This window comes from Streptomyces sp. NPDC059224 (assembly GCF_042754285.1).
Lineage (GTDB): Bacteria > Actinomycetota > Actinomycetes > Streptomycetales > Streptomycetaceae > Streptomyces.
The window spans coordinates 98,319-124,231 of sequence record NZ_JBHZAN010000018.1; the positions used below are offsets into that span (position 1 = coordinate 98,319).

The 25,913-nt window shown below is 71.2% G+C and carries 18 protein-coding genes and 1 pseudogene; 3 read left to right on the plus strand and 16 right to left on the minus strand.

What is annotated here, in order from left to right; all coding sequences use genetic code 11:
• The 3 genes from ACFXI4_RS21145 to ACFXI4_RS21155 are packed head-to-tail and all read right to left on the minus strand — an operon-like array spanning window position 1 to window position 2,772.
• Window positions 1-1,050 (minus strand): ABC transporter substrate-binding protein, encoded by a 1,050-nt coding sequence (locus tag ACFXI4_RS21145; protein WP_384993045.1) that lies wholly within the window; start codon window positions 1,048-1,050, stop codon window positions 1-3.
• A gap of 53 nt (window positions 1,051-1,103) precedes the next feature.
• A complete protein-coding gene (locus ACFXI4_RS21150; RefSeq protein WP_362718322.1) occupies window positions 1,104-1,967 on the minus strand; it encodes an ABC transporter permease in 864 nt (287 codons plus the stop codon).
• Window positions 1,957-2,772, minus strand: a complete 816-nt coding sequence (locus ACFXI4_RS21155; RefSeq protein ID WP_384993048.1) for an ABC transporter ATP-binding protein — start codon at window positions 2,770-2,772, stop codon at window positions 1,957-1,959. Before ACFXI4_RS21155 ends, ACFXI4_RS21150 begins: the two co-directional genes overlap by 11 nt.
• Before the next feature lie 158 nt (window positions 2,773-2,930).
• On the opposite strand from ACFXI4_RS21155, the gene ACFXI4_RS21160 reads away from it, so the two are divergent.
• On the plus strand, window positions 2,931-3,623 hold the full coding sequence (locus tag ACFXI4_RS21160) for a response regulator (RefSeq protein WP_384993050.1): 693 nt from the start codon (window positions 2,931-2,933) through the stop codon (window positions 3,621-3,623).
• 15 nt (window positions 3,624-3,638) lie between these two features.
• Here the strand turns inward: ACFXI4_RS21160 and ACFXI4_RS21165 are convergent, their stop codons facing one another.
• The 6 genes from ACFXI4_RS21165 to ACFXI4_RS21190 all read right to left on the minus strand — a co-directional run bounded on the left by ACFXI4_RS21165 (window position 3,639) and on the right by ACFXI4_RS21190 (window position 10,950).
• Window positions 3,639-5,231 (minus strand): cation acetate symporter, encoded by a 1,593-nt coding sequence (locus ACFXI4_RS21165; RefSeq protein ID WP_384993256.1) that lies wholly within the window; start codon window positions 5,229-5,231, stop codon window positions 3,639-3,641.
• Complete coding sequence (locus tag ACFXI4_RS21170) at window positions 5,231-5,785, minus strand: DUF485 domain-containing protein (protein ID WP_384993052.1); 555 nt, start codon at window positions 5,783-5,785, stop codon at window positions 5,231-5,233. Before ACFXI4_RS21170 ends, ACFXI4_RS21165 begins: the two co-directional genes overlap by 1 nt.
• A 69-nt stretch (window positions 5,786-5,854) precedes the next feature.
• On the minus strand, window positions 5,855-6,535 hold the full coding sequence (locus tag ACFXI4_RS21175; protein WP_384993055.1) for a response regulator: 681 nt from the start codon (window positions 6,533-6,535) through the stop codon (window positions 5,855-5,857).
• Window positions 6,532-7,683, minus strand: coding sequence for a sensor histidine kinase (locus tag ACFXI4_RS21180; protein WP_384993058.1), 1,152 nt, complete (start codon window positions 7,681-7,683; stop codon window positions 6,532-6,534). Before ACFXI4_RS21180 ends, ACFXI4_RS21175 begins: the two co-directional genes overlap by 4 nt.
• Complete coding sequence (locus ACFXI4_RS21185) at window positions 7,680-8,213, minus strand: DUF1453 domain-containing protein (RefSeq protein WP_384993060.1); 534 nt, start codon at window positions 8,211-8,213, stop codon at window positions 7,680-7,682. Before ACFXI4_RS21185 ends, ACFXI4_RS21180 begins: the two co-directional genes overlap by 4 nt.
• Window positions 8,214-8,826: 613 nt before the next feature.
• Complete coding sequence (locus ACFXI4_RS21190) at window positions 8,827-10,950, minus strand: type IIA DNA topoisomerase subunit B (RefSeq protein ID WP_384993063.1); 2,124 nt, start codon at window positions 10,948-10,950, stop codon at window positions 8,827-8,829.
• A 441-nt stretch (window positions 10,951-11,391) separates the two neighbouring features.
• Between ACFXI4_RS21190 and ACFXI4_RS21195 the strand changes: the two genes are divergently transcribed.
• Window positions 11,392-11,622, plus strand: coding sequence for a hypothetical protein (locus ACFXI4_RS21195; protein ID WP_351326738.1), 231 nt, complete (start codon window positions 11,392-11,394; stop codon window positions 11,620-11,622).
• Window positions 11,623-11,722: 100 nt separating this feature from the next.
• On the opposite strand, the gene ACFXI4_RS21200 is transcribed toward ACFXI4_RS21195, so the two are convergent.
• From ACFXI4_RS21200 to ACFXI4_RS21230, 7 genes and pseudogenes are all read right to left on the minus strand, one after another.
• Window positions 11,723-12,589, minus strand: coding sequence for a serine protease (locus tag ACFXI4_RS21200; RefSeq protein WP_384993066.1), 867 nt, complete (start codon window positions 12,587-12,589; stop codon window positions 11,723-11,725).
• 121 nt (window positions 12,590-12,710) lie between these two features.
• Window positions 12,711-14,267: an RNA polymerase sigma factor gene (locus ACFXI4_RS21205; protein ID WP_384993069.1), complete on the minus strand. Its 1,557-nt coding sequence runs from the start codon at window positions 14,265-14,267 to the stop codon at window positions 12,711-12,713.
• A 497-nt stretch (window positions 14,268-14,764) separates the two neighbouring features.
• Window positions 14,765-15,652: a FadR/GntR family transcriptional regulator gene (locus ACFXI4_RS21210; RefSeq protein ID WP_384993071.1), complete on the minus strand. Its 888-nt coding sequence runs from the start codon at window positions 15,650-15,652 to the stop codon at window positions 14,765-14,767.
• Window positions 15,653-15,814: 162 nt separating this feature from the next.
• A complete protein-coding gene (locus ACFXI4_RS21215; RefSeq protein WP_384993074.1) occupies window positions 15,815-18,403 on the minus strand; it encodes an ATP-binding cassette domain-containing protein in 2,589 nt (862 codons plus the stop codon).
• 80 nt (window positions 18,404-18,483) lie between these two features.
• Complete coding sequence (locus tag ACFXI4_RS21220) at window positions 18,484-19,242, minus strand: NUDIX hydrolase (RefSeq protein WP_362721031.1); 759 nt, start codon at window positions 19,240-19,242, stop codon at window positions 18,484-18,486.
• Between the two features lie 181 nt (window positions 19,243-19,423).
• Window positions 19,424-21,336, minus strand: a pseudogene (locus ACFXI4_RS21225) (glycogen debranching N-terminal domain-containing protein); the annotation flags it as partial.
• Window positions 21,337-21,909: 573 nt separating this feature from the next.
• Entirely contained in the window at window positions 21,910-23,403 is a 1,494-nt protein-coding gene (locus tag ACFXI4_RS21230; RefSeq protein ID WP_384993077.1) for a DUF4192 domain-containing protein, read from the minus strand.
• A 128-nt stretch (window positions 23,404-23,531) separates the two neighbouring features.
• Here ACFXI4_RS21230 and ACFXI4_RS21235 point away from each other — a divergent pair, with 128 nt between their 5' ends.
• Entirely contained in the window at window positions 23,532-25,697 is a 2,166-nt protein-coding gene (locus ACFXI4_RS21235; RefSeq protein ID WP_384993080.1) for a RecQ family ATP-dependent DNA helicase, read from the plus strand.
• Window positions 25,698-25,913: the final 216 nt, after the last annotated feature.

The window sequence follows — 25,913 nt, forward strand, 5'->3', positions numbered from 1 at the left end:
TTACTCGGCGGCCTCGACGAACTCCGTGGTGTACGTCTTGCTCAGGTCGACATCGGCGTTCTGGATGTTCGTGTTGAACGCCTTGAGCACCTTCTCCACGGTCTCCGGGCCGTTCTCGGGCATCACGCCGTCGTCGGTGAACATCGGCAGCGTGCTCTCGATGGACTGCGTGTAGAGCGCCTTGTCGCCCTGGGCGTAGTCGGCGGGCATCTTGGCCGCGATCTCGGCGGGGCTGTGCGTGGACATCCACTTGAGCGTCTTGACGAATGCGTTGACGAGCTTCTGGACGGTCTCCTTGTGACCGTCCACCCAGTCCGTCTGCATGTACAGGCTTGACGACGGGTACGGGCCGCCGAGCGCCTTCTGGGAGCCTTCCGGCGTCCGCATGTCCAGCAGGACCTTGCCCGCCTTCTTGTCCAGGATGGTCGCCACGGTCGGATCGGTCGTCATGCCGCCGTCGATGGAGCCCTGCTGGAGCGCCGAGATGAAGGTCGCGCCCGCTCCGACGGCGACCGGCGAGAAGTCGCTGACCTTCACCCCGTTCTTGACGGCGAGGTACTTGGTCAGGAAGTCGGTCGAGGACCCGAGGCTGGTGATGCCGAGCTTCTTCCCCTTGAAGTCCTTCGGCGAGGTGATGTCGCCGGCCGCCTTGGTGGAGACGACCTCCACCTCACCGGGAGCGCGGGAGAACTGCACGACGGACTCCACCGCCTTGCCCTTGGTCTGGAGGTCCAGCGTGTGGTCGTAGAACCCGACCGTCCCCTGCACCTGCCCGGCGACGAGCGCGGTCTCGGCCTGGACACCGGCCGGCTCGGTCAGCAGCTCCACGTCGAGACCCTCGGCGTCGAAGTAGCCGAGCCGCTGGGTGAGCATGGCCGGCATGTAGATGACCTTGTCCAGGCCGCCGACCATGATCTTGACCTTCGTGCCCTTGCCGTCACCCTTGCTGCCGGAGGCGGTGCTCGCCGCGTCGTTGGCGCAGGCGGTGAGGGAGGACAGGGCGAGCAGGCCGGCGGCGGCCAGGGTGGAGTATCTGGCGGACTTGCGCATGACGGTTCACGTCCTTGTGAGAGGGCGGTGCGGGCAGGAGGCGAGGGGACAGGTCAGCTGTCGGAGTCCGACGGCTTCCAGCGGAAGATGCGGCGCTCGGCGAACGTGAGCAGCCCTTCGGCGGCGAGTGCGACGACGGCGAGGATGACCATCGCGGCGTAGACACCGGCCGCGTTGAAGGTGCCCTGCGACTGCGCGACGAGCAGGCCGATGCCCTTGGTGGCACCGATGTACTCGCCGACGATGGCGCCGATCAGGGCGAAGCCGAAGCTGACGTGGAGGCTGGTGAAGATCCAGGAGGTGGCGGAGGGAATGACGACCTGGAGGGTCACCCTGCGGTCGCTCGCGCCGAGGATCCGGGCGTTGGCGACCAGGTTGCGGTCGACCTCGCGGGCGCCCTGGAAGGCGTTGAAGAACACCGGGAAGAAGACCAGGACGACGGCGGAGGCGACCTTGGACGAGGCGCCGAGCCCGAACCAGATCACGAAGATGGGGGCGAGCACGATCCTGGGGATCGAGTTGAGCACCTTGATGTAGGGACCGAGGACATCGGCGAGGAACGCGATACGGCCCAGGGCTATACCGCAGACCACACCGGCGACGACCCCGATGACCCAGCCGAGCAGCGCCTCGTAGAGCGTGTACCAGATCTGCTCGCCCAGGGAGCCGAGGGCGGTGCCGTGGTTCACCCACGTCCAGATCTGGTCCCAGATCTTCGACGGCATCGAGAAGTTGAACGGATCGATGACCTCGGCCCGGGACAGCACCTCCCACAGCCCGAGGACGGCCACCAGGAGCAGCACCCGCACGGCGAACACGATCACCTTGCGTCTGCGGGCGGCCTGGGCCCGCGACCGCGCGCGGTCCGGGGCCTTGGCCGTCTCGACGACCGGTGTGCTGAGGATCTCAGGCGACATGAGCGGCACCCCTCTCGCGGGTGATGCGGACCTCTTCGCCGAGGGACTCCCAGATCTCGCGGTAGATCTCGATGAACCGCGGCTCCAGACGCACCGACTCGACCTTGCGGGGGCGGGGCAGGTCGATGTCGAAGACCTGCTTGACGGTCGCGGGCCCGGCGGTCATGACGACGACCTTGTCGGCCAGCGCGATGGACTCCTCCAGGTCGTGGGTGACGAAGACGACCGAGGCGCCGGTGCCCTCCCACAGCTCAAGGAGTTCGTCCGACATCAGGGCCCGGGTCTGCACGTCGAGCGCGGAGAACGGCTCGTCCATGAGCAGGATCTCGGGGTCGTTGACGAAGGTCGCCGCGAGCGCCACGCGCTTGCGCTGACCGCCGGAGAGCTGGTGCGGATAACGGTCCTCGAAGGCGGCGAGTCCGACCCGGGCCAGCCAGGCGCGGGCCTTCTCCTTCGCCTCCGCCTTCGGCACGCCCCGGAAACGGGGACCGGCCATCACGTTCGACAGCACGGTCCGCCAGGGGAAGGTGGCGTCCTGCTGGAAGACGAAACCGACCTTGTCGCCGACGCCGGCCACCGGTGCGCCGGCCACCAGCACCTCGCCCCGGCTGGGCTCCTCCAGCCCGCTGACCAGGGTCAGCGTGGTGGACTTGCCGCAACCCGTCGGCCCTACGACGGCCACGAACTCACCACGCCCCACGGTGAGGTCGAGGTCGTGGACAGCCGTGTGCAGACCCCCCGACGGGGTCTTGAAGATCTTGCTCGCGCCCCGCAGCTCGATGGCGGGGCTGGTGTCTGCGCTCATGAGCCGGGACGGTAGGTGTGGCCCGGACCACAACAGCAGTCTTCTGGGCGCAAGCCGTTCTTTTGCTCGCAAGCACCTGTTGTGCTCGTTTTGCGCGCGCTAGAACTGCGCAGACGAAACACGGGCTTAACGCTCGCCGGCCTTGAAGGAGAGGCCTGATGATTGACGTCCTGGTGGTCGATGACGACTTCCGCGTCGCTGAGATAAACGCCAAGTACGTGGGGAAGGTTCCCGGCTTCCGGGTGGCCGCCCGCGCACACAGTGCCGCCCAGGCCCTGGCCGCCGTGGAACGCGGCACCATCGACCTGGTCCTGCTGGACCACTATCTGCCGGACCGGACCGGCCTCGAACTCGTCCACCTGATGCGGGAACAGGGCCACGGCACCGACGTCATCATGATCACGGCCGCCAGCGACGTGACCACCGTCCAGAGGGCGATGCGGCTGGGCGCCCTGCACTACCTGGTCAAGCCGTTCACCTTCGCCGCCCTGCGCACCCGCCTCGACTCCTACGCGGCGCTGCGCCGCACCGTCGACCGGGTCGGCGGCCGGGGGCTGACCGGCCAGGAGCAGGTCGACCGGATCTTCGGCGCGCTGCGCACCTCGCCTGCCCCGTCCGCGCCCGGGCTGCCCAGCGGCCACTCCGAACCCACCACCGACCTCATCTGCGGCGTCCTGCACCGCGCCGAACATCCGCTCTCGGCCCACGAGGTCGCCGCCGAGACCGGCCTCAGCCGGTCCACCGCCCAGCGCTACCTCCGCCACCTGGAACAGGCGGGCCGGCTCCGCCTCTCCCTCAGGTACGGCGACACGGGCCGCCCGGAACACCGGTACGCCTGGGTGGCGCCGTAGCGGCCGCGACGCGGGTCAGACGGCCCCCGCCCCGGTCAGCGACCGCACCTCGGTCTCCGCGTGCTTGGCCTCGTCCGGCACCTCGTCCGAGGTGACCGTGCCGAGCCACCCGGCGAGGAAGCCGAGCGGGATGGAGACGATCCCCGGGTTCTGCAACGGGAAGTACTGGAAGTCCACGGCCGGGAACAGCGCGCCCGGGCTTCCGGACACGACCGGGGACAGCACGACCAGGCCCACGGCCGGGATCAGCCCGCCGTATACGGCCCACACCGCGCCGCGGGTGGTGAACCCCCGCCAGAACAGCGAGTACAGCAACGCGGGCAGGTTGGCCGAGGCGGCCACCGCGAACGCCAGCCCCACCAGGAAGGCGACGTTCATGTCGCGGGCCAGCAGGCCCAGAGCGATCGCCACCACCCCGATGCCGACCGCGGACGTCCGCGCCACCGCCACCTCGCCGCGCTGCTTGGCGCGCGGCCTGCGCAGCGAGGCATACAGGTCGTGGGCGACGGACGCCGAGGAGGAAAGGGTGATCCCGGCGACCACCGCCAGAATCGTCGCGAACGCGACGGCGGCGACCACCGCGAACAGAACGGTTCCTCCGGTGGAGCCCTCGCCGCCGCCCAGGTCAAGCGCCAGCAGGGGGACCGCCGTGTTTCCCGCCTCGTTCGACGCACGCACCGCGTCCGGGCCGACGACGGCGGCGGCCCCGAACCCCAGCACGATCGCCATCAGATAGAAGCCGCCGATGAGCCCGATCGACCAGACCGTGGACCGACGGGCCGCCCTGGCCGTCGGCACCGTGTAGAAGCGGGACAGGATGTGCGGCAGCCCGGCCGTACCCAGCACCAGCGCCAGCCCCAGGCTGATGAAATCGAACCGCGCGCTCCAGCCGCCGCCGTACTTGAGGCCCGGTGCCAGGAACGCCTTCCCGTGTCCACTGCGTTCCGCCGCCGTGAGCAGCAGCCTGTCGACATTGCCGTGGAAGTGCAGCATCACCAGCACGGTCAGCACCACCGTCCCGCCCAGCAGCAGGACCGCCTTCACGATCTGGATCCAGGTGGTCGCCCGCATCCCTCCCAACGACACATAGATCACCATCAGCGCGCCGACCCCGATGACCGTCCACACCTGCGCGGCCTCGCTGGTCCGTCCGAGCAGCAGCGCCACCAGGCTGCCCGCTCCCACCATTTGCGCCACCAAATAGAAAACGGACACGGTGATCGAGGAAGTTCCCGCGGCGATCCGTACCGGCCGCTCCCGCATCCGTGCCGCGACCACGTCGGCGAGCGTGAACCGCCCGCAGTTACGCACCAGTTCGGCCACCAGGAACAGCACGACCAGCCAGGCGACCAGAAAACCCACCGCGTACAGCAGCCCGTCGTAGCCGAAGAGTGCGATGAGCCCGGTCACGCCGAGGAACGAGGCCGCCGACATGTAGTCGCCTGCGATGGCAAAGCCATTTTCCATCGGGGAGAAGAGCCGCCCGCCGGCATAGAACTCCTCCGCGGAACCATGCCGCCGCCGGCTCACCCACGTCGTGATCCCGAGCGTCACCGCGACGAACGCGCTGAACAGCAGCAGAGCCAGCGTCTGGTGATGCCCCGTCATCATTCAACACCCCGCGCGCCCCGGGTCAGCTCCTGCGTGTCCCAGCGCAGCTCCAGCGCGGCACGGTCCCTGCGCAACCGCGCGTGCCGGGCGTAGGCCCACGTGAGCAGGAACGTGGTGAGGAACTGCCCGAGGCCCGCGACCATCGCCACGTTCACCGCCCCCGCGACGGGCCTGGCCATCAGCCCCGGCGCGCTCGTCGCGGTCACCACGTACCCGACGTACCAGGTGAGGAAGACGGCGACGCCCGGCACCACGAACCTCCGGTAACGGCTGCGCACTTCCTGGAAGGCCGCACTGCGCTGCACCTCCAGGTACACGTCGCGGGCGCGGACCGCCGCCCCCTCCCGCTCCGTCCGCGCGGCCGGTACGGCCGGAGCAGGCACCCCGGTGCCGTCCAGCTCGCCCCAGCCGGACGCCAGGGCGTCGTACCAGGGGTCCTCGTACCTGACTTCTCGGGAGGCCGCGCCGAACTCGCCCTGGCGCTCGTGCTGCTCGGCCGAACTCTCGGGACCGCCCCCGCCGTCGCGGTGACGACCATTGCTTGACTGCATGCCCCAGGATGGACAGATCGGTAAGATACCCGACACTTCTTCCCGCGGCTCTTCACCCCATCAGGTGACTCAATCCGCTGGTGGCCGCACCAGTCCCTTGCCGTAGGCGTAACGCACCGCCTGGGCCCGGTCCTTGAGCCCCGTCTTGGCGAACAGGTTGTTGATGTGAGTCTTCACGGTCGCGGTGGAGACATGCAGGCGGCGCGCGATCTCCTGGTTGGTGAGCCCCTCGGCGATCAGCACCAGGACCTCGGTCTCCCGCGCGGTCAGCCCGTCGGGTGCCTCGGTGGCCACGGCCGCCGCCGGCTCGGGCTGCGACAGCCGCTCCAGCAGCCGCCGTTGGATGCTCGGGGACAGTCCCGCGTCCCCGGAGAGCACGCTGTGCACCGCCCGCACGATCTCGTCGCCGCCCGCGTCCTTGGTGAGATAACCACGGGCACCGGCCTTCAGCGCCGGGAACAGCGACTCGTCGTCGGCGAACGTGGTGAGCACCACGACCTGCGTCCCCGGGTACTCCGTCCTGATCCGCCGGGTCGCCTCCACTCCGTCACAACGCGGCATCCGCAGATCCATCAGCACCACGTCCGGAGCGAGTTCGGCGACCAGTCGCACGGCCTCCTCCCCGTCGCCCGCCGCGCCCACGACCTCGACGCCGGCCAGCAGGCCGAGGAGCATCACGATGCCCTCCCTGACGACGGTCTGATCGTCCGCGACCACCACCCGCGCGGGCTTCTTCTCCCCCTCCGTCATACGGGCACCCTCAACGTCACCGCGAACCCCTCGTCGTCACGCCCCGCCTCCAGCGAACCGCCCATCAACTCGGCCCGCTCCCGCATACCCAGCAGACCGTACCCGCTGCCCGCGGCGGTGAGATCGCCCGGACGGCCGCCCGAATCCCTCACGTCCAGGGTCACTTCGTGCTCCTGGTAGTCCAGCCGCACGTGGACCTTGGCACCGTGGGCATGCTTGCGGACGTTGGTCAGCGCCTCCTGGGCGACGCGGCGTACGGCCTGCGACGCCTCCGCCGACAGAGCCCGGCGTTCACCCGTGACAGTGACCTCGGCACCGTCGGTCGAAGCGACGATCTCCGAGAGGAACTCCTCCAGCGGGGTCAGCTCACCGCGCAGCGCGGACAGCGCCTGGCGGGTCTCGGCCAGTCCGTCCCGGGCCATTGCCCGGGCGGCCACGACCCGTTCGAGAACCTGCTCCCGGTCGGCACCGCGCTCGATCAGCAACCGCGCCGCCTCCAGGTGCACCATCTGGGCCGAGAGGCTGTGGGCGAGCACATCGTGGATCTCCCGCGCGATCCTGGCCCGCTCCGCCAGCGCCGCGGACTCCGCCTCGGCCGCTCTCGCCGCGCGCTCCTGGGCCAGCAGTCGCTGAGCGTGGCCCCGGGCCTCGGCGTCGAGTCTCATCACGTAACCGGCGAGAGCCAGGCCGACGACGGTGGCAGCGGTGGTCAGCCACACGTCGTTGTTGAAGGCCGAGTACGAGGCCAGGGCCACCGTCGTGACGGGGACCGCGATCGCGATCGGCAGCCGCTCCAGGGCGGAGATGCCGCAGCCGCACCAGATCACCAGGGCCGGTCCCCGGAATCCGTTGGCCTCCGCCGCGACCGCGATGGCCAGGAGGACGCCGATGAGGACCAGGGACGGCAGGAGGCGGTGGGCGTAGGTGGTCCGGAAGAAGCCCCAGGAGGCCACTGCGGCCACGACGACCCCCGCCACGGCCGCGGCGATCTCCCAGCCGCGGACGTGTGACTGGTTGAAGGCGCTCCACAGGAGCAGGGCGAGGACCATCAGTCGTACGGCCCAGGCGAGCATGCGCCGGGGCTGGGAGATCCCCGCGCGGCCCAGCGCCTCACGCGAGGGCCAGCTCATCCAGACGCTCTCCGTCACACGCCTTCCTTCCTGGTGACACGGGCCATGCCGTCACCGTACGCCCGGGCGGCGCCGCCGGTGGACGGGACGGGAGAGAGGGACTGCGCACGCCAGACGAGGATGCCGGCGCGAACCAGGAGAGTGACCGCCAGTCCGAGCATGAGGGCCGAGCTGTCCTGGTGGACGCCGATGAACGCGCCGAGGGCGACGAGACCGACGCGCACGGCTATCCCGAGGAACCAGACCATCGCGCTGGCCTTGGTGCTCCTGGCCCACACGACCCCGTCGGGCTCCGTCCAGACCCGGGTGGTCCAGGCCCACGCGGCGCCCGTCCCCAGTCCGACCAGCAGTTCCGTAGCGAGCAGCAGGGCGGACTCGGTGCGGTGATGGGCGTCGAGTATCCCGGGTTCGCGCAGCGCGACGACCGCGAGGATCACGGGCAGCACCCACCAGCGCCGGCCCGTGTCGATCGGGCGGGCGCGGAACTGGCGCACGATCACCACGACGACGACTGCCACGATCAGCAACGCATTGACGAGCCCGGCCATCAGAGCCTCCGTGAGCGGGAAGGGGCGGTGCCGGGAGCGGGAGCTGCCGACACCAACGACGCTACGGAAATGTGCAGGTCAGCAGATCGGAGCGTGGGTGGATCACGGGTGGAATCCACCGAGCGGGATCTCTCCACCCTCGGGTGGAGACCCCTGTGCGGGCCTGTCCGGATGGCTGATGCCCGCCGGTGCCGTGCGGTCGTTCGACAGACGGCGTTGTTCTCGTACGGCGGGTGGCCGTGCGGTGGTTCGGCAGGCGGCGGTGCGGTGGTTCGGCGGGTGGAGGATGCGGCGGACCGGGCGGTGTCTCGGGGGACGGCCGGTGGGCCTCTACCGGCTCAGGCCTGGGCTGTGGCGGCCCGAGGGACCGACCCGGGCGGGTGCGCTCCCGTCGGTCGGTTACCGGATCACGGGCGTGGCAGTCGGTCGTGCCCCCGTTGGAACACGCTCACCCCGCATGCACGCCACCGGCAGGCCTCGCCACCACGCGGCCTGCCGCCGCTGCCCGCGCTCGCCTCACTCACCCACGTCCGGCTCGCCGGCCCACCGCCGGCCGGCGGCTCACCGTCCCGGCGTCGGGCCCCGACCCCTCGGCCAAGGCCCGGCGCACCGGCTACGCGTCGATCCGCGACCGGTCCAGCGTCGCCGCCGAGCCGGAGATGAACTCCTTCCGGGGAGCCACGTCGTTGCCCATCAGCAGGTCGAAGACCTGCTCCGCGGCTTCGAGGTCGGAGAGGTTGATCCGTCGCAGGGTGCGGTGGCGCGGGTCCATGGTCGTCTCGGCCAGCTGGTCGGCGTCCATCTCGCCGAGACCCTTGTAGCGCTGGATGGAGTCCTTGTACCGGATGCCCTTGCTCTGGAAGTCCATGAGCTTGTCGCGCAGCTCGCGGTCCGAGTACGTGTACACGTACTTGTCCTGGCCCTTCTTGGGCTGGACGATCTCGACGCGGTGCAGTGGCGGCACCGCCGCGAAGACCCGCCCCGCCTCGACCATGGGCCGCATGTAGCGCTGGAACAGCGTCAGCAGCAGGCAGCGGATGTGGGAGCCGTCGACATCGGCGTCGGTCATCATGATGATCTTGCCGTAGCGGGCCGCGTCGATGTCGAAGGTGCGGCCGGAGCCCGCTCCTATGACCTGGATGATCGCGCCGCACTCGGCGTTCTTGAGCATGTCCGTCACCGAGGACCGCTGCACGTTGAGGATCTTGCCCCGGATGGGCAGCAGCGCCTGGAATTCCGAGTTCCGGGCCAGCTTCGCCGTGCCGAGCGCGGAGTCTCCCTCGACGATGAAGAGTTCGCTGCGCTCGACGTCGTCGCTGCGGCAGTCGGCCAGCTTGGCCGGCAGGGACGAGGACTCCAGGGCGGTCTTCCGGCGCTGCGCGTCCTTGTGCTGACGTGCGGCGATGCGGGTCCGCGCGGCGGCGACGACCTTCTCCAGGACGACCCGGGCCTGGGCGGCCGAGTCCCGCTTGGTGGAGGTGAGGAACGCCTTGAGTTCCTTGGTGACCACGTTGTTCACGATCCGGCGGGCCGCCGAGGTGCCGAGCACCTCCTTGGTCTGGCCCTCGAACTGCGGCTCGGCGAGCCGGACGGTGACGACGGCGGTGAGGCCCTCCAGGGCGTCGTCCTTGACGATGTCGTCCTCGGCGACACGCAGCAGCTTCTTGGCGCGCAGCACCTCGTTGAGGGTCTCGCGGACGGCCTGCTCGAAGCCGGCCATGTGGGTGCCGCCCTTGGGCGTGGCAATGATGTTGACGAACGACCTCAGGGTCGTGTCGTAACCGGTGCCCCAGCGCAGCGCCACGTCGACGCCCAGTTCGCGGGTGACCTCGGTGGGGGTCATCTGGCCGTGGTCGTCCAGGACCGGGACGGTCTCCTTGAAGGTCCCCTGTCCGGAGAAACGGAGGACATCGCAGACCGCCCTGTCGGTGGCCAGGTACTCGCAGAATTCGCTGATGCCGCCGTCGAAGCGGAAGGACTCCTCGCCCTTGCTGCCGTCCGCGCCCAGACCGTACTCGTCACGGACGACGATGGTCAGGCCGGGCACCAGGAACGCCGTCTGACGTGCCCGCTGGTGAAGGATCTCCAGGGTGAGCTTGGCGTCCTTGAGGAAGATCTGGCGATCGGCCCAGTACCGCACACGCGTGCCGCTGCGGGTCCTGGGGATCTTCTTGGTCTTGCGCAGCCCGCTCTTGGCCTCGAACTTCGCGTCCGGGCCGTCGCCCGCGAAGGCGCCCGGGACGCCGCGGCGGAAGCTGATCGCGTGCACCTGGCCACCGCGGTCCACCTCGACGTCGAGCCGCGCGGACAGCGCGTTGACCACGGAGGCACCGACGCCGTGCAGACCGCCGGAGGCCGCGTAGGAGCCGCCTCCGAACTTGCCGCCGGCGTGCAGCTTGGTCATCACGACCTCGACGCCGGACAGACCGGTCTTCGGCTCGACGTCCACGGGGATGCCGCGGCCGTTGTCCCGGACCTCGACGGAGCCGTCGTCGTGGAGGATGACCTCGATGTGGTCGCCGTAGCCGCCCAGGGCCTCGTCCACGGCGTTGTCGATGATCTCCCACAGGCAGTGCATCAGACCGCGACTGTCGGTCGATCCGATGTACATACCGGGGCGCTTGCGCACTGCCTCGAGGCCCTCAAGGACGAGCAGGTGCCGCGCGGTGTAGTTGGAGCCGTCCCGGTCTGCTCCTGCCAGCAGCGCTGTGGACGGCACGGACGTATCGGCGGTCACGCGGTTCGCTCCTCGCTGAATTTCACTGGTGCCCCTTTTGGGTAAGGGGCCGGCTTCGGTCGCCGTTCAGAGGGTACCGAGGCCTGGTAGAGCCGTTGTAACGCCACCCTCGTCCCGAACTCACCCTAGTCCAGGGTCGTATGCATGTTCGATCCCTCCATGGAGTGAAGTACATATCACGTTCCCTTCGAGGCATGAACCATTTAGGCTCCGGGCACGTCCTCACAAACAACCGGCAACCCCGCCGGGAGGATGAGACCGAATGAACCGCGCGAACCCGTAAGCACCGAAGACGACGCAATACGGCACATTCGCCGCCAACCGGCAGCAGACGGCCACCTCGAAAGATTTTTTCGAGGAGAAGCCCCGAGCGGGAACGTTTTCGGGCTGGTTGGATGTTGACCCTGGTACGACAGCTCGTCGAGCTAGAGAAGAGGCGACGTGACTACTGTTCTGACCCCCGCGAGCCACCTGACGGCCGCCGATCGCTGCGACCGCTGCGGCGCCCAGGCATACCTGCGCGTCGTGCTGCTCAGCGGCGGAGAACTGCTCTTCTGCGCCCACCACGGACGCAAGTTCGAGCCGGAACTCAAGAAGATCGCCGCTGAGATACAGGACGAGACGGAGCGGCTGACCTCCGTTCCGAACACCGCCTCCGAAGATGAGCGCTGACCTCTCGCACCCACGACGAGCCAGCTCCGGCCCTGACCGGTGAACGGGCGGCCGCTCCCCTGGGGAGCGACCGCCCGTCGTCATGTGCCCACAGCAGCCCTCAGGAGTGCGTGTGCGGCCTTCGTGACGCGCTGAGGACACCGTCGGGCCCCAGAGCCCGTACGACCTCTGAGACGCGCGTGTAGACCCCGGGACTGCCCGGGCGCCCACAGCCGCTGCCCCACGACACGAGTCCGATCAGCCGCCCCTGCGCCACCATCGGTCCCCCGCTGTCCCCCTGGCAGGCGTCGGGGCCGCCCAGGGCCTCGCCCGCACACACCATGGAATCCGCGCGGTAGGTGCCGTCGGCGCCGCCGGGATAGGCGCGCTCGCACTCCTCGTCGGGCAGCACGTGGATCCGCGCCGCGTACAGCCGGCGCGCGTAGTCGCCGCCGCCCGTGATGTCACCCCATCCGGAGACCAGGGCACCCGTCCCGGGCCGGTAGGCGCCGTCGCCCTCGGCGGCCATCTTGACGACGGCGGCGGCCGGCAGCGGCCGCGCGAGGGTGAGGACGGCGAAGTCGCCGGTGTTCGCGTCGGGGTCGTAGCGTGGATTGACCCGGGCGACGGTCACCGGGATCTCCTGGCCCTGCGTCGAGAGCAGGTCCGTGCGACCCGCGATGACCTTGAGGTCAGGCACCGGGCCGGCGGGTCCCCCGATCACGTCGTCGGCCAGGCAGTGGGCGGCGGTCAGCACCGTGGTCCGGCCGATCGCCACCCCTCCGCAGAACTGGCCGGCCCGGGTACCTCCGAACCGGTCACGACTGGACAGCGCGACCGTCCAGGGAGTCTGCGAGACGTCGACGGGGAACCCGCCCACGACGACGCTGTCAGCGGCTGCCGGAGGCTGGCCGGCCAGCGGTATCGCGGCGGCGACGGCCGCCAGGATCAGCGGCCGGATCAGGACCGGGGCAAAGGGACGGCGCATGCACGCTCCTCACTCTGGGTGGTACCGGGACACCCAGAGTCATCCAGCGCATCGCGACCCGCAGCCCGAAGGCCCGGCCCCCCGTAGGGAGACCGGGCCTTCGACGACGTACGGCTGCGGCCTAGTCGAGGTAGTCGCGCAGCACCTGCGAACGCGAGGGATGGCGCAGCTTCGACATGGTCTTGGACTCGATCTGACGGATGCGCTCGCGCGTGACGCCGTAGACCTTGCCGATCTCGTCGAGGGTCTTCGGCTGGCCGTCGGTGAGACCGAACCGCATGGAGACGACACCGGCCTCGCGCTCGGACAGCGTGTCCAGCACCGAGTGCAGCTGCTCCTGCAGGAGGGTGAAACTGACGGCGTCGGCGGGGACGACGGCCTCGGAGTCCTCGATGAGGTCACCGAACTCGCTGTCACCGTCCTCGCCCAGCGGGGTGTGCAGGGAGATGGGCTCACGGCCGTACTTCTGGACCTCGATGACCTTCTCGGGGGTCATGTCGAGTTCCTTGGCCAGCTCCTCCGGGGTGGGCTCACGACCCAGGTCCTGAAGCATCTGGCGCTGCACGCGCGCGAGCTTGTTGATGACCTCGACCATGTGCACCGGGATACGGATGGTGCGGGCCTGGTCGGCCATGGCGCGGGTGATCGCCTGACGGATCCACCAGGTGGCGTACGTGGAGAACTTGTAGCCCTTGGTGTAGTCGAACTTCTCGACCGCGCGGATCAGACCGAGGTTGCCCTCCTGGATGAGGTCCAGGAAGAGCATGCCGCGGCCGGTGTAGCGCTTGGCCAGGGAGACCACCAGACGGAGGTTCGCCTCCAGCAGGTGGTTCTTGGCGCGGCGCCCGTCCTCGGCGATGATCTCCAGCTCGCGCTTGAGCTTGGGGGCGAGCTTGTCGGCGTTGGCCAGCTTGTCCTCGGCGAACAGACCGGCCTCGATGCGCTTGGCGAGCTCGACCTCCTGCTCGGCGTTGAGCAGCGGGACCTTGCCGATCTGCTTGAGGTAGTCCTTGACCGGGTCGGCGGTGGCACCGGCCGCGGCGACCTGCTGCGCCGGCGCGTCGTCCTCGTCCTCGTCGGACAGGACGAAGCCCGCGCTCTCGGTGCCCTCGGGTTCCTCGCCGCCCGCCTTGGCCTCTTCGAGGACCTCTTCCTCGAGGAGTTCGGCGTCGTCCTTCTTGGCAGCGGTCTTCTTTGCCGGCACCGCCTTCTTCGCGGCGGTCGCGGTCTTCTTCGCGGCGGCCTTCTTGGCGGTGGGGGCGGCCTTCTTGGCGGCGGCGGCCTTCCTCACGGGCGCCTCCTCCTCGGCCGCGCCGTCAGCGACGGAAGGGGACACGGCAGGAGCGGCCGTGGCGGTGGCCTTCCTGGTGGTCACCGTCTTCGCCGCGACGGTCTTGGTGGCGGTGCGCTTGGCCGGACTCTTCGCTGCGACGCTCTTTCGGGTGCGCTTGGGCTCCGCGGCACTGACCATCAGCGTCACACCCTCTTCCTCAAGGATCTGGTTGAGGCTGCGCAGTACGTTCTTCCACTGAGTGGCCGGAATCTGGTCAGCTTCGAAGGCCCGACGCACATCGTCGCCGGCGATCTGCCCCTCAGCCTTTCCCCGCTCAATGAGAGCCATGACAGAGACGGACTCGGCGATCTCCGGCGGGAGCGTACGGGATGTGCTGGCCGACACGAACAACCTCTCGGAACGTTGGAAAACGGCTTCCGGCCCCGTCCTGGGCGGACTGGAGCCGACCGCCGGCTTGGGGATGGGCCGACGGCGCGGGCGGGGGGCCGAGAAGATATACAGCGCCATGAATGGCGTCCGTATTCCCTCCGCGGCTGTCACCTATTAGGTCATCGCGCTGTCCGCAAGAGCGTTACGCCCAATCTACGTGGCCCGAGTCACACCCCATAAGCGCTCAAAAACGGTCAGATAACAACAAAAGTAGCCGTCAGTGATCTCTTCAGGTTGCCGGACGACACCGCGTACGCCACTCGACCGCCACAGAGCCCGTCACAGGCCGCCCTTCCGTCGCGGCCTCCGTCCTGCGGCCGCTGCGCGCCCGTCCCGCCGCCGGACCCCGCCGGAGCCCTGAGGGATCCGGCGGGGTCCGGCGGAAGCGGGGTCACGGGCCGACGGCGCTACGGGAGCGCGGAACCGACCGAGCGCACCGCTCTCGATGCGGGTCAGTGCTCACGCGGGGCGGGAACCACGCGCTCGACCTCTGGGTGGACGGTGAGAAGCTGCCGCATGGCCGACTCGGCCGCGGTCCCGTCACCCGTGCCGAGCGCGTCGACGATCCGCGCGTGCTGGGCCAGGGACGTCTCGTTCGGCCGCTCACAGCCGGTGACGGGGCCGCCGGAGACCTGGAGGGCCGACGACACGATGCCGGAGAGGTGCTCGAGCATGCGGTTGCCCGCGATCTGGATGAGCATCGAGTGGAACTCGGCGTCCGCGCGCGAGAACGTCAGCGCGTCGCCCTGCGCCATCGCGTGGCTCATGATCTCGACCATGTCGGACAGGCGCTGCTGGACGTCCTCACGCCCGTGGCCGGCGGCGAGCCGGGCGGCGAGCGGCTCGATCGTCCAGCGCAGCTCGCTGAGCTCGCGGCGCTGGTCGTCGCGCTGCGGCCCGAAGGCCCGCCATTCGATGATGTCGGGGTCGAGGAGGTTCCAGTCACTGACGGGACGCACGCGCGTGCCGACGTTCGGGCGGGCGCTGACCAGGCCCTTGGCCTCCAGGACCCGGAGGGACTCACGGACGACGGTCCGCGAGACCTCGAATCGCTGGCCGATCTCCTCCGGCACCAGCGGGCGGTCCGCCCCCAGGTCGCCGGAGACGATCATCTGACCCAGCTGTTGGACGAGTTGACCGTGCAGTCCGCGGCCGCGGCTGCCCGCGGCACGTCGCCCCACACGGCCCAGCTCCGGGTCCGGGCCCTCCCAGGAGGGAGCGCCGACACGATCGGTGACGGGGGCATCCACGTACGGGTAGCGGTCGAGTTCGCCCGGGCCGACCAGACCAGAGTCTGCGGAGCGGGCGGCGGTCATCATGGTGTGCGCAAGGGTACTCACGGATCCTTTGTCGGCGCTGCCTCCAACTCCCTTGAGGTCTTTGGTGAAAAGCACACGAAAGGGTGATCGCTCACCCCATCGCAATTGACGCCTTATCAGAAAGAAATGGCCTTTCTGCGCGGAGTTGTGTACGCAGAGGGATCGGTATCGGCCGGTCCAGGGTTACCGGAGCCTGGTCCGCAGGGTGGTGAACAGGTAGGCACAGAGCAGCGCGGTCAGCGACAACGCCATTGCCCCGCCCACGGGTTGGGCCAGCACACGAACCGCCGCGAGCAGATAGCGCTCACCTCCGAAGGGCCACTGCAGCAGCAACGTCTCCCGCATCCGCATCGGAAGTCCGGCGGCCATCCGTACACCCGACCCTTGCAGCGCCTTGTGTACGACCGGCACGACGAGTACGGGTACGGCGAGCACCGCGGCGAGACCGGCCGTGGTGGACCGGAAGACGCCTGCCGCCAGCACGCCGGCCCAGGCACAGCCGACGACCAGTCCGAACCAACTGGCGGTCATCGAAAGCCAGTCCGACGGAACTCTCGCGAGTTCCCGGCCGTAGACGAGATAGAGCATTTCGGCGTCGCAGCCCAGGGTGAGGAACGAGAGCAGCACGGCGGTGGCGCCGGAGACCGCCAGCTTGGCGGTGAGCAGCCCCAGCCGCCTGGGCACCGTGCCGCGGTCCGCCGCCAGCGCAGGATGGCGGAACTCGTCTCCGAAGGCCAGCGCCCCGAGCAGTCCCGCACCGAGCGCCGCGGGCGGCAGCGGCAGCTCCCGCGGCCATGCGGCGAACAGCCGGGCCTGCGGGGTGTGCCCGAGCCGGGCGAGCAGGACGGCGATGACGGCGGACACCGCCAGGACAGCACCGCAGGTGACGAACCCGGCTCCGATCCCGGCGGCCCGGCGGAATTCGTAGCGCAGGGGGCGGAGGGGGCTGGGGGCGGAGCGGACGGCGATGGGGGGCGGGAGCGGTGACGAGTGGTCGAGAGCGGCGGCTCGAGACCGCCGCACGTGCCCGGCCGGAGTGGTGGCGGGCACGCCACCGACCGCCGCGGGGTCGCTTGGCTGCGACCTCCCGCCGAGTTGCCCGGCGGAGACCTCGGCGGTCGAGGCCGCACCGGACTGCGGCCGGTCGAGGGGGAGCTGGGTGGCCGGCGCCTCGCCGGACGCGGCACGCGTCGAAGGCTTGGTGGGATCGTCCGGAAGGGGACGGGGGGACGGCTGGGGGGATACGGCGAAGGTCTGCGGTTGGCCGGGGGCGGCCGACGCCTGTGGCCGGGCCGAGGCGGTGACCGCCGACGGGTGGGCGGACGGGGCGGCGGACGGCTGGGCCGAGTCGGCAGTGGACGGCGGCTGGGCGGGGACGGTGGCGGAGATCAGCTCGGGGGCCGCGGCTTGGCTCGGCGACTCGGCTGGGGTGGCCGGAGACGGTGCGGACGCGGTGCCGGCCGACGCCGGCCGGGCGACCGCGGAGGCGCCTGCGGACCGGGCCGAGAGCGCTGCGGCCGGAGTCTCGGTGCCGCTGGTGCCGCCCGGAGGTTCGGCGTGCGGAGACCCGGCCGGGACCGCCGGCCCTTCGGCACCCGCTCCGGTTGATTCGTGCCGCTGCTCGGCCGTGGCGGAGTGCTCCGCCGTCTTCGCGGGCAGGTCCTCGCCCGGCTCCTGGTCGGCGGTGCACGACTGACTCACCGACCTCCGTCCGGCCGACGTCCGAGGCTGCGGGGTGACCGGAGAACCACTCGCGTCCGGACGTCGATCGACTCCGGGTGTGTCCCGCCGGCCGGCGGCCGGTGCTCCGTCGGCCGCCTGCTGCCCCTCCGCCGCCGGCTCGTTCGCGTCCCGCTGCCGTCGTACGGCGTCCGTCGGCGGCTCCGTTCCCGCGCCCGCGCCCATGTCGCCGACCTCGTCAGCGAGTTGGTGGACGAGGATGCCGTGGCGGAACGCGGCCTCGCCGACCTCGGCCGTCGTGCTGCCGTACACCGACAGGCGGTTGCCGCCTTCGCTGACGACCTCCACCGAGCGGTGGGCCGTGCGGGCCTCCTTGGTGAGGAGCGCGGCGAGCCGCGCGGCGTGAGGGCTGCGGACGGCTACGCGTGGCCGCAGCCGGGTGCGGGCGAAGTCGCTGGCCTCCTGGTCCGCGACGAGCCTGCCGGCCTCCAGGGTGACCACGCGGTCGGCGGCGCGGGCGGCTTCCTTGGGGTCGGAGGTGGCGAACAGAACCGTGCCGCCCTGCGCGGCGTGCGCCTGGAGCATGCGGTGCAACCACTGGCCCTCACGGGCGGAGAGACCGTGCGCGGGTTCGTCCAGGACGAGGGTGTGCGGGTCGGGGAGCAGCGCGCAGGCCAGGCCCAGCCGGCGGTCCATGCCGCGCGACAGCGTGCCCAGGCGCTCCTCGCGCAGGCTGACGAGCCCGACCGCTTCGAGCACTTCGTCGGCACGCCGGACCGGGACCCCGGTCGCCGCGCACAGCATGCGCAGATGCCCGCGTACGGAGCGGGCCGGGTGACCCGGAACGTCACCGAGGAGGACGCCGACCTCACACGAGGGGTGGGCGATGCGGTGCAGGGGGCGGCCCTTGAAATAGGTGAGTCCACGGCCCTGTTCGAGTTCGAGCATCAGCCTGAGCGCCGTGGTCTTGCCCGCGCCCGCCCCGCCCAGGAGTGCGGTGACGCGACCCGCGCACGCTTCGAAGGTCACGTCGTCGACGGCGGGCGGGTGCGCCTTACGGGCAGTGCTGGTCAGTCCGAAGGCCTCGATCACCTTAGGGAAGATAGCGCGGAATGACCGTTTTTCCAGGTATAGAAGGGTTCAATCTCGGCGGTGTTCGCGCTGTCGGGCGGTCAGACCTCCGGTCGCAGCATCGGCGGGTTGAGGAGGGTGGCACCACCGGCGCGGAAGAGCTGGGCCGGACGGCCCCCCTGCCGGGTGGTCGTGCCACCGGTGGGGACGAGGAAGCCGGGCGTGCCGGTCACCTTGCGGTGGAAGTTGCGCGGGTCGAGCGCCACGCCCCACACCGCCTCATAGACCCGGCGCAGCTCACCGACCGTGAACTCGGGCGTGCAGAACGCGGTGGCCAGGGACGAGTATTCGATCTTGGAGCGGGCGCGCTCCACCCCGTCGGACAGAATCTGGGCGTGGTCGAAGGCGAGCGGGGCGACAGGTTCGCCGTCCCGGCCGTACCCGCCCTGCGCGAGCAGTTCCTCCACCGGTGCCCAGCGCGCGTTACTGGCGTCGCCGCCGGCCCGAGGTGCCGGGAGGTCGGGAGCGAGGGCGAGGTGGGCGACGCTGACCACGCGCATCCTGGGGTCGCGCTTGGGGTCGCCGTAGGTCGCCAGCTGCTCCAGATGGGCTCCGCCGTCCTGGGCGGGGGCGTCGGGGACGTGCGCGCACAGCCCGGTCTCCTCCGCGAGTTCCCGCGCCGCCGCCTGCGACAGATCCTCGTCGGCCCGCACGAAGCCGCCCGGCAGCGCCCAGCGCCCCTGGAACGGCTGCTCGCCTCTGCGTACCGCCAGCGCGCACAGGGCGTGGCGGCGCACAGTCAGCACGACCAGGTCCACGGTGACGGCGAAGGGCGGAAAGGCTGACGGGTCGTAGGGCATGCGGTGATCATAGTCGTCTGCCTGACGATAAACACTCCCTTCGTCGCCCGCTTCGACTGCTGATCCACTTCGCGCCGATACACGCCGCCCGGCGGTCCGTCCCGGCGCGCGTCCGACGTCCGGCAACCCGTTCGTCACGCCGATGACGTCGCCCGTCCTCGCCCGGGCGTCCCGGCCGCCACGCCCCCAACTGCAGGCCGCTCGCGGCCTCCTCGACCATTGCCAGGCCGAGCCGGCTGACCCGTATCGAGAAGGGTGCGCCCGCCACCCGCAGGCCTGTCAGACCCAGTTCGCCCAGGGGCGCGCTGTGGACGGGCCGCAGCGTGACGGTCCCGGACTGGGCATCGGGGCGGATACCGGCGAGCGTGGTGAGGAGCAGCACCCCGGAGGCGGCCGCCGTGGCTGCCCGACGGCAGGCTGCGGGGTGCGGAAGGGGGGCGCTCCCGTCGGTGCGCTGCTCGCCTGCGAACATCTCGGGCAGTCGGTAACCGAAGTGTTCGGCCGCCGCCAGCAGGCCGCGCAGCAGCCCGCCCGCCTCCTTCTCGTAGCCCGCGGAGGCCAGCCCGGCGACGGCGAGTGCCGTCTCCTGGACCCGGACGGCTCCGGCCCGGTGCCCGAACGGGTTGTGTCCCGCCTCCTTGACCCCGAGTCCGCGCAGCCCCCACCCCGAGTCCATGACCGCACCGCCGAGCAGCCGGGCGAGCTGCTCCGTCCGCACCTTGTCGAGCAGACCTACGGCCGGTCTGCCGCCGCCGAGCAGGCCGGTGTCGAGCAGGTGGACGGCGGCGGAGCCGAGGTGGGTCAGGGGTCGGCCGTCCGGAGTCAGCGCCGCCGCCGGAGGGCCGCCGCTTCTGTCCTCGGTCCAGAAGTCCGACTGGAACGCCGCCCTCAGCTCCCCCGCCCACTGCCGCAGCCCGGCGCCGCCGGGCCGGTGGTACGCGTCGAGGAGGTCCGCGCCGAGCAGCGCGGCCCGGTGGGCGTGAGCCTGGGTCTCACTGCGTGCTGGGCCGCCCGGCTGGGGGTCGCAGAGATAGGTGTGGTCGCCCACCGTGGTGCGCAGCCAGGTCAGGCAGCGCTCGGCCGCGGGCAGCAACTCCCGGATCTCCTGGTCCGGTAGCCCCCAGCGGCGGGCCTCCGCCAGCAGTGCGGGGAAGAGCAGGGTGGCCTCGGTGCCCGTGCAGCCCGGGGCAGATGTGCGCCGGCGTCACGGCGTGGGCCGGGGATCATGCCCGCGTGCGGTCCCGGACCTCGCAGTTGGGTGCGGGCGAGGGTGCGCAGGGTGCCCGCGGCGAGGCGGGTGCCGAGGGGCAGGGTCATCCGGGCGGCGGCGAGCGCCTCGGCCGGAGCCAGGCCACAGCGCCAGGGTGCCCCGGCCCCGAGGTAGGTGTCGGAGGGATGGGCAGGGTCACGGAGCAGCAGCGCCTGGAGATCCTCGATGCTGGTCCTGAGCAGCGCCGCGGCTCTCGGATCGTCACCCGCGGCCCTGGCGGGTGCCAGCGGGCTGGTCGCGGTGCGTCCCACGGCACGCAGGGGGCCCGTGCTGTCCGGACGCACCTGTAGTTCCACGCTCACCGTCGCGCCCGGGGCCAGTTCGAACTCCCAGCGCAGCAGCCCCGCGGAGGCCAGCGCGTCGGTGGGGGGCGGGTCCGCCGTGACCGACGAGCTGCCGGTGGGGGTGGTCCAGCGCAGCCCGGAGTCGGGGACGTTGGCCGGGAGTTCGGGTCCGGGGCTGCCGGAGGCGATGGCGCTCAGCTCCGCAAGGTCGGTGCCGAGCGCCACCTCCAGTGCGAGACGCAGCGGACGGCGCGCGGAGCTGCGCAGGGTGATGCGCTCGGTGCCGTCGGCGTGCCGGGCCCGTTCCACGACGACGTCCGGATCCGGGCCGGCTGCCGGGGAGGCCCGCAGGGTTCCCACGAAGTGTGCGCAGTCCGCCCCGGCCATCCGCGCCTGCACGGGGAGCGGTTCGCGGCCGGCAACCCGGACCTGACAGCGTGCGAGCAGCCGCCGGCCCGCCCGGTAGAACCCCTCCAGGCCGGCGCCGGTCAGCTGACCCTGCTCCGCGGAGATGGCGAGGCCGGGCAGTGCGACGCACATCAGCGCGGTGTGCGTGGGCGGCAGCCCACCGATGGGCCCCGTGCCCTTCGCCCCGGCGTCGATCGTGAGGGCGTGACCCGAGGCGTGCGGGTGCGTGGCTGCCCCGACGGGCCTTCCGGCCACGGGAGCCAGGCTGGGGGGCCGTCCCGGAGACGACGGTTGTCGTCGGCGGTGGAGGGCGGGCTCGGCTGATGCATGGCAGGCACCTCCTGCGCTCGGTGCGCCTGGGACGTGCTCGGCGCCGGATGAGAGGTTCCGGAGGGACAGGGGGCGTGGACGGGCGGCGGCACGACCCGTCCAGGCGTTCCGCCACTCAGGTGAACGGAGGAGGGCTCCTCCTGGTCACGCCCCCGTCCGTCGAACCCGCCGGACAACTGCGCGAGGAGACACCGTGCGGGCTGGTCGGCCCGCACTTCCCGGCACCGAAGAACTGCTGGCCGATGCGGCGCAGGCGGGCAGGCGGGCAGGCGGGCAGGCGGGTCCGGAACCGTTCCGGTCCGGTGAGGTTTCCTGTCCAGTGGCGGACAGCGCCTGCCCACGCCCGTCCGCATGCCGCCGCTGCCCGGCCCTCGTTCATTCGTCACCCTCGGCGTGGCCCTTCCGGGCGGGTGAGTCCGCCCGCGCCGCCCGACCGCCTCGGGTGTCGGTCTTCTGCGTCGCCCGGGTGCGTGTGCCGTCACCGGGCCTGGACGCACCCGGGCGGGTCCGGGCGCGACCTGAGCCCGTCGGACGGGTGCCCTCCGCCCGAGGCCGCCGCGGGTCGGGACTGTCTTCCGTGCGCGGACGGCGGCGACGCCTGACTTCGGAGGCGGCGGTCGGCTCGTGGCTGTCGCCCGCGTCGGCCGGGGCGCCGTCATCGGCGGCTTCCGCGTCGACCGCCGGCTCGTGCCCCGTGCGCCCCGTGCGCAGGCATCGGCGGATCGACTCGGGGTCCAGACCCTCGTTGCAGGCGTGGTGCAGCAGCCTGGCGAAGAGGTACTCGGGATCCGCGCCCAGGGCCATCGCCAGTGCCTCCCGCGCCTCCAGGTCGTCACCGGTCGACCAGGCGACCCAGCCGGCCAGCGTCAGGGGCGCGGCGGCGTGTTCGCCGTACGCACCGACGCAGCGGCGGGCGAGGGCGCGCCACAGGCGCAGGGCGGGTCCGGCCTCGTCGCCCTCCATCCAGGCGGCTGCCCGATCGCGGGTGGTGCGGTCCTGGAGTCCGAGGATCAGCAGCGCGGCTTCGCTGTGGGTGATCAGGGCGTCGTCGCGGAGGTCCGCCTGGTGGATGCCGGACACGGGGATCGCCGCGGCGTACCGGCTCATGACCTGCTCGGCGAGGGCGAGTGTCTCGTCGGCCACGTCCGCCCGGGAGGCGTCGTGGAGGATGCGGGGCACCATGGCGCTTCCCGCGCGGTCCAGGGCGGTCTCCTGTTCCAGCGCGGCACCGGATTCCCGGGGCTGCAGCCTGGCCCGCAGCTCGCGCAGGGTGCCGCGCACCTGGATGCCGGCGTAGGTGGCGGCCGCCGCGAGCACGGAGGTGCCGGGCAGGCCCATGGGGGCGCCCTCGGGAGGACAGCACTCGTCCGCCGGGCAGCAGTACGACCAGAATCGGCCCTCCGAGACGCACAGCGCCTCGATCACCGGCACGTCGAGGCGGCCGCACTCGGTGCGCAGCAGCTGGGCCAACGGAGCGAGCCGGCGCATGACGTCCCGGCCCGTCTCGCCGGGTGCGGGTTCCTGACAGACGTAGGCGACCATCTGCTCGGGGCGGCTTCCGCGGCGTTCGCTGCCCGTCATCAGGCCCTGCGCCAGCTGACGGGCGGCCGATTCCCAGTCGTCCGTGTGCGCCGGGATGCCGAGCCGGGCCCGTCCGCCGAACCGGCCGCGGCCGCCCCGGTCGTGCAGGGCGACCAGCACCATGCTGTCCTCGGGCCGGTACCCGAGCAGATAGGGCAGCGCGTCGGCCAGTTCGGCCGGGGTGCGCAGGGTGATCTGGGTGTCGTGGGCGGGACGGCCGAGCGGCTCCCCGCCTCCCGTGATGTCGCCGTTTTCGGAGGGTCCGGTGGTTTCGCTGTGATTCGTCATGCGCCGACGATCCCGCGGATATCGTGATTCCGGTTTTCCTGTGGATAAGTCCAATCAGGGACACACCAACGCCGTCCCGCCCGTCCACAGCCCGCCCGGCTGTCGGTCCCGTCCTGTTGTATGGACGCATGGAGCACACGAACAACGCGGAACTCCGGACGCGGGCGGATGCCGTCCTCGCCCGTCTCGTCGGCGACGACACGGGCACGGCCCGGTTGCGCGAGGACCAGTGGCGGGCCATCGAGGCGCTGGTCGCCGACCGGCGCCGGGCCCTGGTGGTGCAGCGCACCGGCTGGGGCAAATCCGCGGTGTACTTCGTGGCGACCTCGCTGCTGCGGGCCGCGGGCAGCGGTCCGACGGTCATCGTCTCCCCCCTGCTGGCGCTCATGCGCAACCAGGTGGGCGCCGCGGCCCGGGCCGGCATCCACGCCCGCACCATCAACTCCTCCAACACCGAGGACTGGGAGGCGATCCAGTCGGAGATCGCGGCAGGTGAGGTCGACGTCCTTCTGGTGTCCCCGGAGCGTCTCAACAACCCGGACTTCCGCGACGAGGTCCTGCCCAAGCTCGCCGCGGCGACCGGACTGCTCGTGGTCGACGAGGCCCACTGCATCTCGGACTGGGGACATGACTTCCGTCCGGACTACCGGCGGCTGCGCACCATGCTCGCCGAGCTGCCCCCGGGTGTGCCGGTGCTGGCCACCACCGCCACGGCCAACGCGCGCGTGACCGCCGATGTCGCCGAGCAACTCGGCACCGGTGGCGGCTCGGACGCACTGGTGCTGCGTGGTCCGCTGGACCGGGAGAGCCTGAGCCTGGGGGTGCTGCGGCTGCCGGACGCCGCCCACCGGATGGCGTGGCTCGCGGACCACCTGGACGAACTGCCGGGCTCCGGCATCGTCTACACCCTCACGGTGGCCGCCGCCGAGGAGGTCACCGCCTTCCTGCGGCAGCGCGGACACACCGTGGCCTCGTACACGGGGAAGACGGAGAACGCCGACCGGCAGCAGGCCGAGGACGACCTGATCGGCAACCGGGTCAAGGCCCTGATCGCCACCTCGGCCCTCGGCATGGGCTTCGACAAGCCCGATCTCGGATTCGTGGTGCACCTGGGCTCACCCTCCTCTCCCATCGCCTACTACCAGCAGGTCGGCCGCGCGGGGCGCGGTGTCGAGCACGCCGAGGTACTGCTGCTGCCGGGCCGGGAGGACGAGGCGATCTGGGAATACTTCGCCTCGCTCGCGTTCCCTTCGGAGGACCTGGTGCGCCGCACCCTGGACGTCCTGTCCCGGGCCGGCGGCCCCATGTCGCTGCCCGCGCTGGAGCCACTGGTGGAACTGCGCCGCTCCCGGCTGGAGACCATGCTGAAGGTTCTCGACGTGGACGGTGCGGTCAAGCGGGTCAAGGGCGGGTGGATCGCGACCGGGCAGCCGTGGACGTACGACTCGCAGCGGTACGCCTGGGTGGCACGGCAGCGGGCGGCCGAGCAGCAGGCGATGCGCGAGTACGCGGCCACGACGGACTGCCGGATGGAGTTCCTGCAGCGCCAGCTCGACGACGAGGGCGCGAAACCCTGCGGCCGCTGCGACAACTGCGACCGGTCGCGGTTCACGGCGGACACCTCCACGGCCGCGCTGGACGCCGCACGGGTCGACCTCGGCCGCGCGGGCGTCGAGGTGGAGCCCCGCCGGATGTGGCCGACCGGTCTGCCTGCCATCGGCATCGATCTCAAGGGCCGCATCCCGGCCGGTGAACAGGGTTCGGCGGGGCGCGCCCTGGGGCGGTTGTCGGACATCGGCTGGGGCAATCGGCTCCGCCCGCTGCTCGCTCCCCAGGCCCCGGACACGGCCGTGCCGGACGACGTCGCGCGCGCGGTGGTGGACGTGCTGGCCGACTGGGCGAAGGGCCCCGGCGGGTGGGCCCCGGGCGCGGCCGACGCACAGCCGCGGCCGGTGGGTGTCGTCACCATCGCCTCGCGCTCCCGTCCCCGGCTGATCGACTCCCTGGGCGCCCGCATCGCGGAGGTCGGCAGACTGCCCCTGCTGGGTTCCGTGACGTACGCGGGTGAGGCGCCGCACGTGTCGCGCAGCAACAGCGCCCAGCGTCTGAAGGCCCTCGACGGCGCGCTGACCGTGCCACCCGCCCTGTCCGCCGCGCTCGCCGCGGCCCAGGGTCCGGTGCTGCTGGTGGACGACTTCACCGAGACCGGCTGGACGCTGGCGGTCGCGGCACGCCTGCTGCGGAGGTCTGGGGCGAGTGGGGTGCTGCCGCTGGTCCTGGCTGTTCAGGGTTGATCCGCCAGGTGCTGTTCGAATACGGCACCGGGTACGGCGTGCGCACGTGACGTACCGAGACGTCGCAGAGTTCTCCGGTGCCTCCCTGGGTAGGGATATAAGCCACGCACCACCAGATAACCGTCGGTGGCCCCATTTGCTCGTTGCCGCAATCAAGTTCGGCAGGAAGAATTGAAGTCCGCTCCCCGCACGGCTCGTCCGTGATCCGGTTGGGCC

Excerpts from the sequence above, each read along its gene's own strand:
- ACFXI4_RS21145 (WP_384993045.1), bottom strand. The coding sequence starts at position 1,050 with ATGCGCAAGTCCGCCAGATACTCCACCCTGGCCGCCGCCGGCCTGCTC.
- ACFXI4_RS21150 (WP_362718322.1), bottom strand. The coding sequence starts at position 1,967 with ATGTCGCCTGAGATCCTCAGCACACCGGTCGTCGAGACGGCCAAGGCC.
- ACFXI4_RS21155 (WP_384993048.1), bottom strand. The coding sequence starts at position 2,772 with ATGAGCGCAGACACCAGCCCCGCCATCGAGCTGCGGGGCGCGAGCAAG.
- ACFXI4_RS21160 (WP_384993050.1), top strand. The coding sequence starts at position 2,931 with ATGATTGACGTCCTGGTGGTCGATGACGACTTCCGCGTCGCTGAGATA.
- ACFXI4_RS21165 (WP_384993256.1), bottom strand. The coding sequence starts at position 5,231 with ATGACGGGGCATCACCAGACGCTGGCTCTGCTGCTGTTCAGCGCGTTC.
- ACFXI4_RS21170 (WP_384993052.1), bottom strand. The coding sequence starts at position 5,785 with ATGCAGTCAAGCAATGGTCGTCACCGCGACGGCGGGGGCGGTCCCGAG.
- ACFXI4_RS21175 (WP_384993055.1), bottom strand. The coding sequence starts at position 6,535 with ATGACGGAGGGGGAGAAGAAGCCCGCGCGGGTGGTGGTCGCGGACGAT.
- ACFXI4_RS21185 (WP_384993060.1), bottom strand. The coding sequence starts at position 8,213 with ATGGCCGGGCTCGTCAATGCGTTGCTGATCGTGGCAGTCGTCGTCGTG.
- ACFXI4_RS21200 (WP_384993066.1), bottom strand. The coding sequence starts at position 12,589 with ATGCGCCGTCCCTTTGCCCCGGTCCTGATCCGGCCGCTGATCCTGGCG.
- ACFXI4_RS21220 (WP_362721031.1), bottom strand. The coding sequence starts at position 19,242 with ATGCCCTACGACCCGTCAGCCTTTCCGCCCTTCGCCGTCACCGTGGAC.
- ACFXI4_RS21230 (WP_384993077.1), bottom strand. The coding sequence starts at position 23,403 with ATGACGAATCACAGCGAAACCACCGGACCCTCCGAAAACGGCGACATC.
- ACFXI4_RS21235 (WP_384993080.1), top strand. The coding sequence starts at position 23,532 with ATGGAGCACACGAACAACGCGGAACTCCGGACGCGGGCGGATGCCGTC.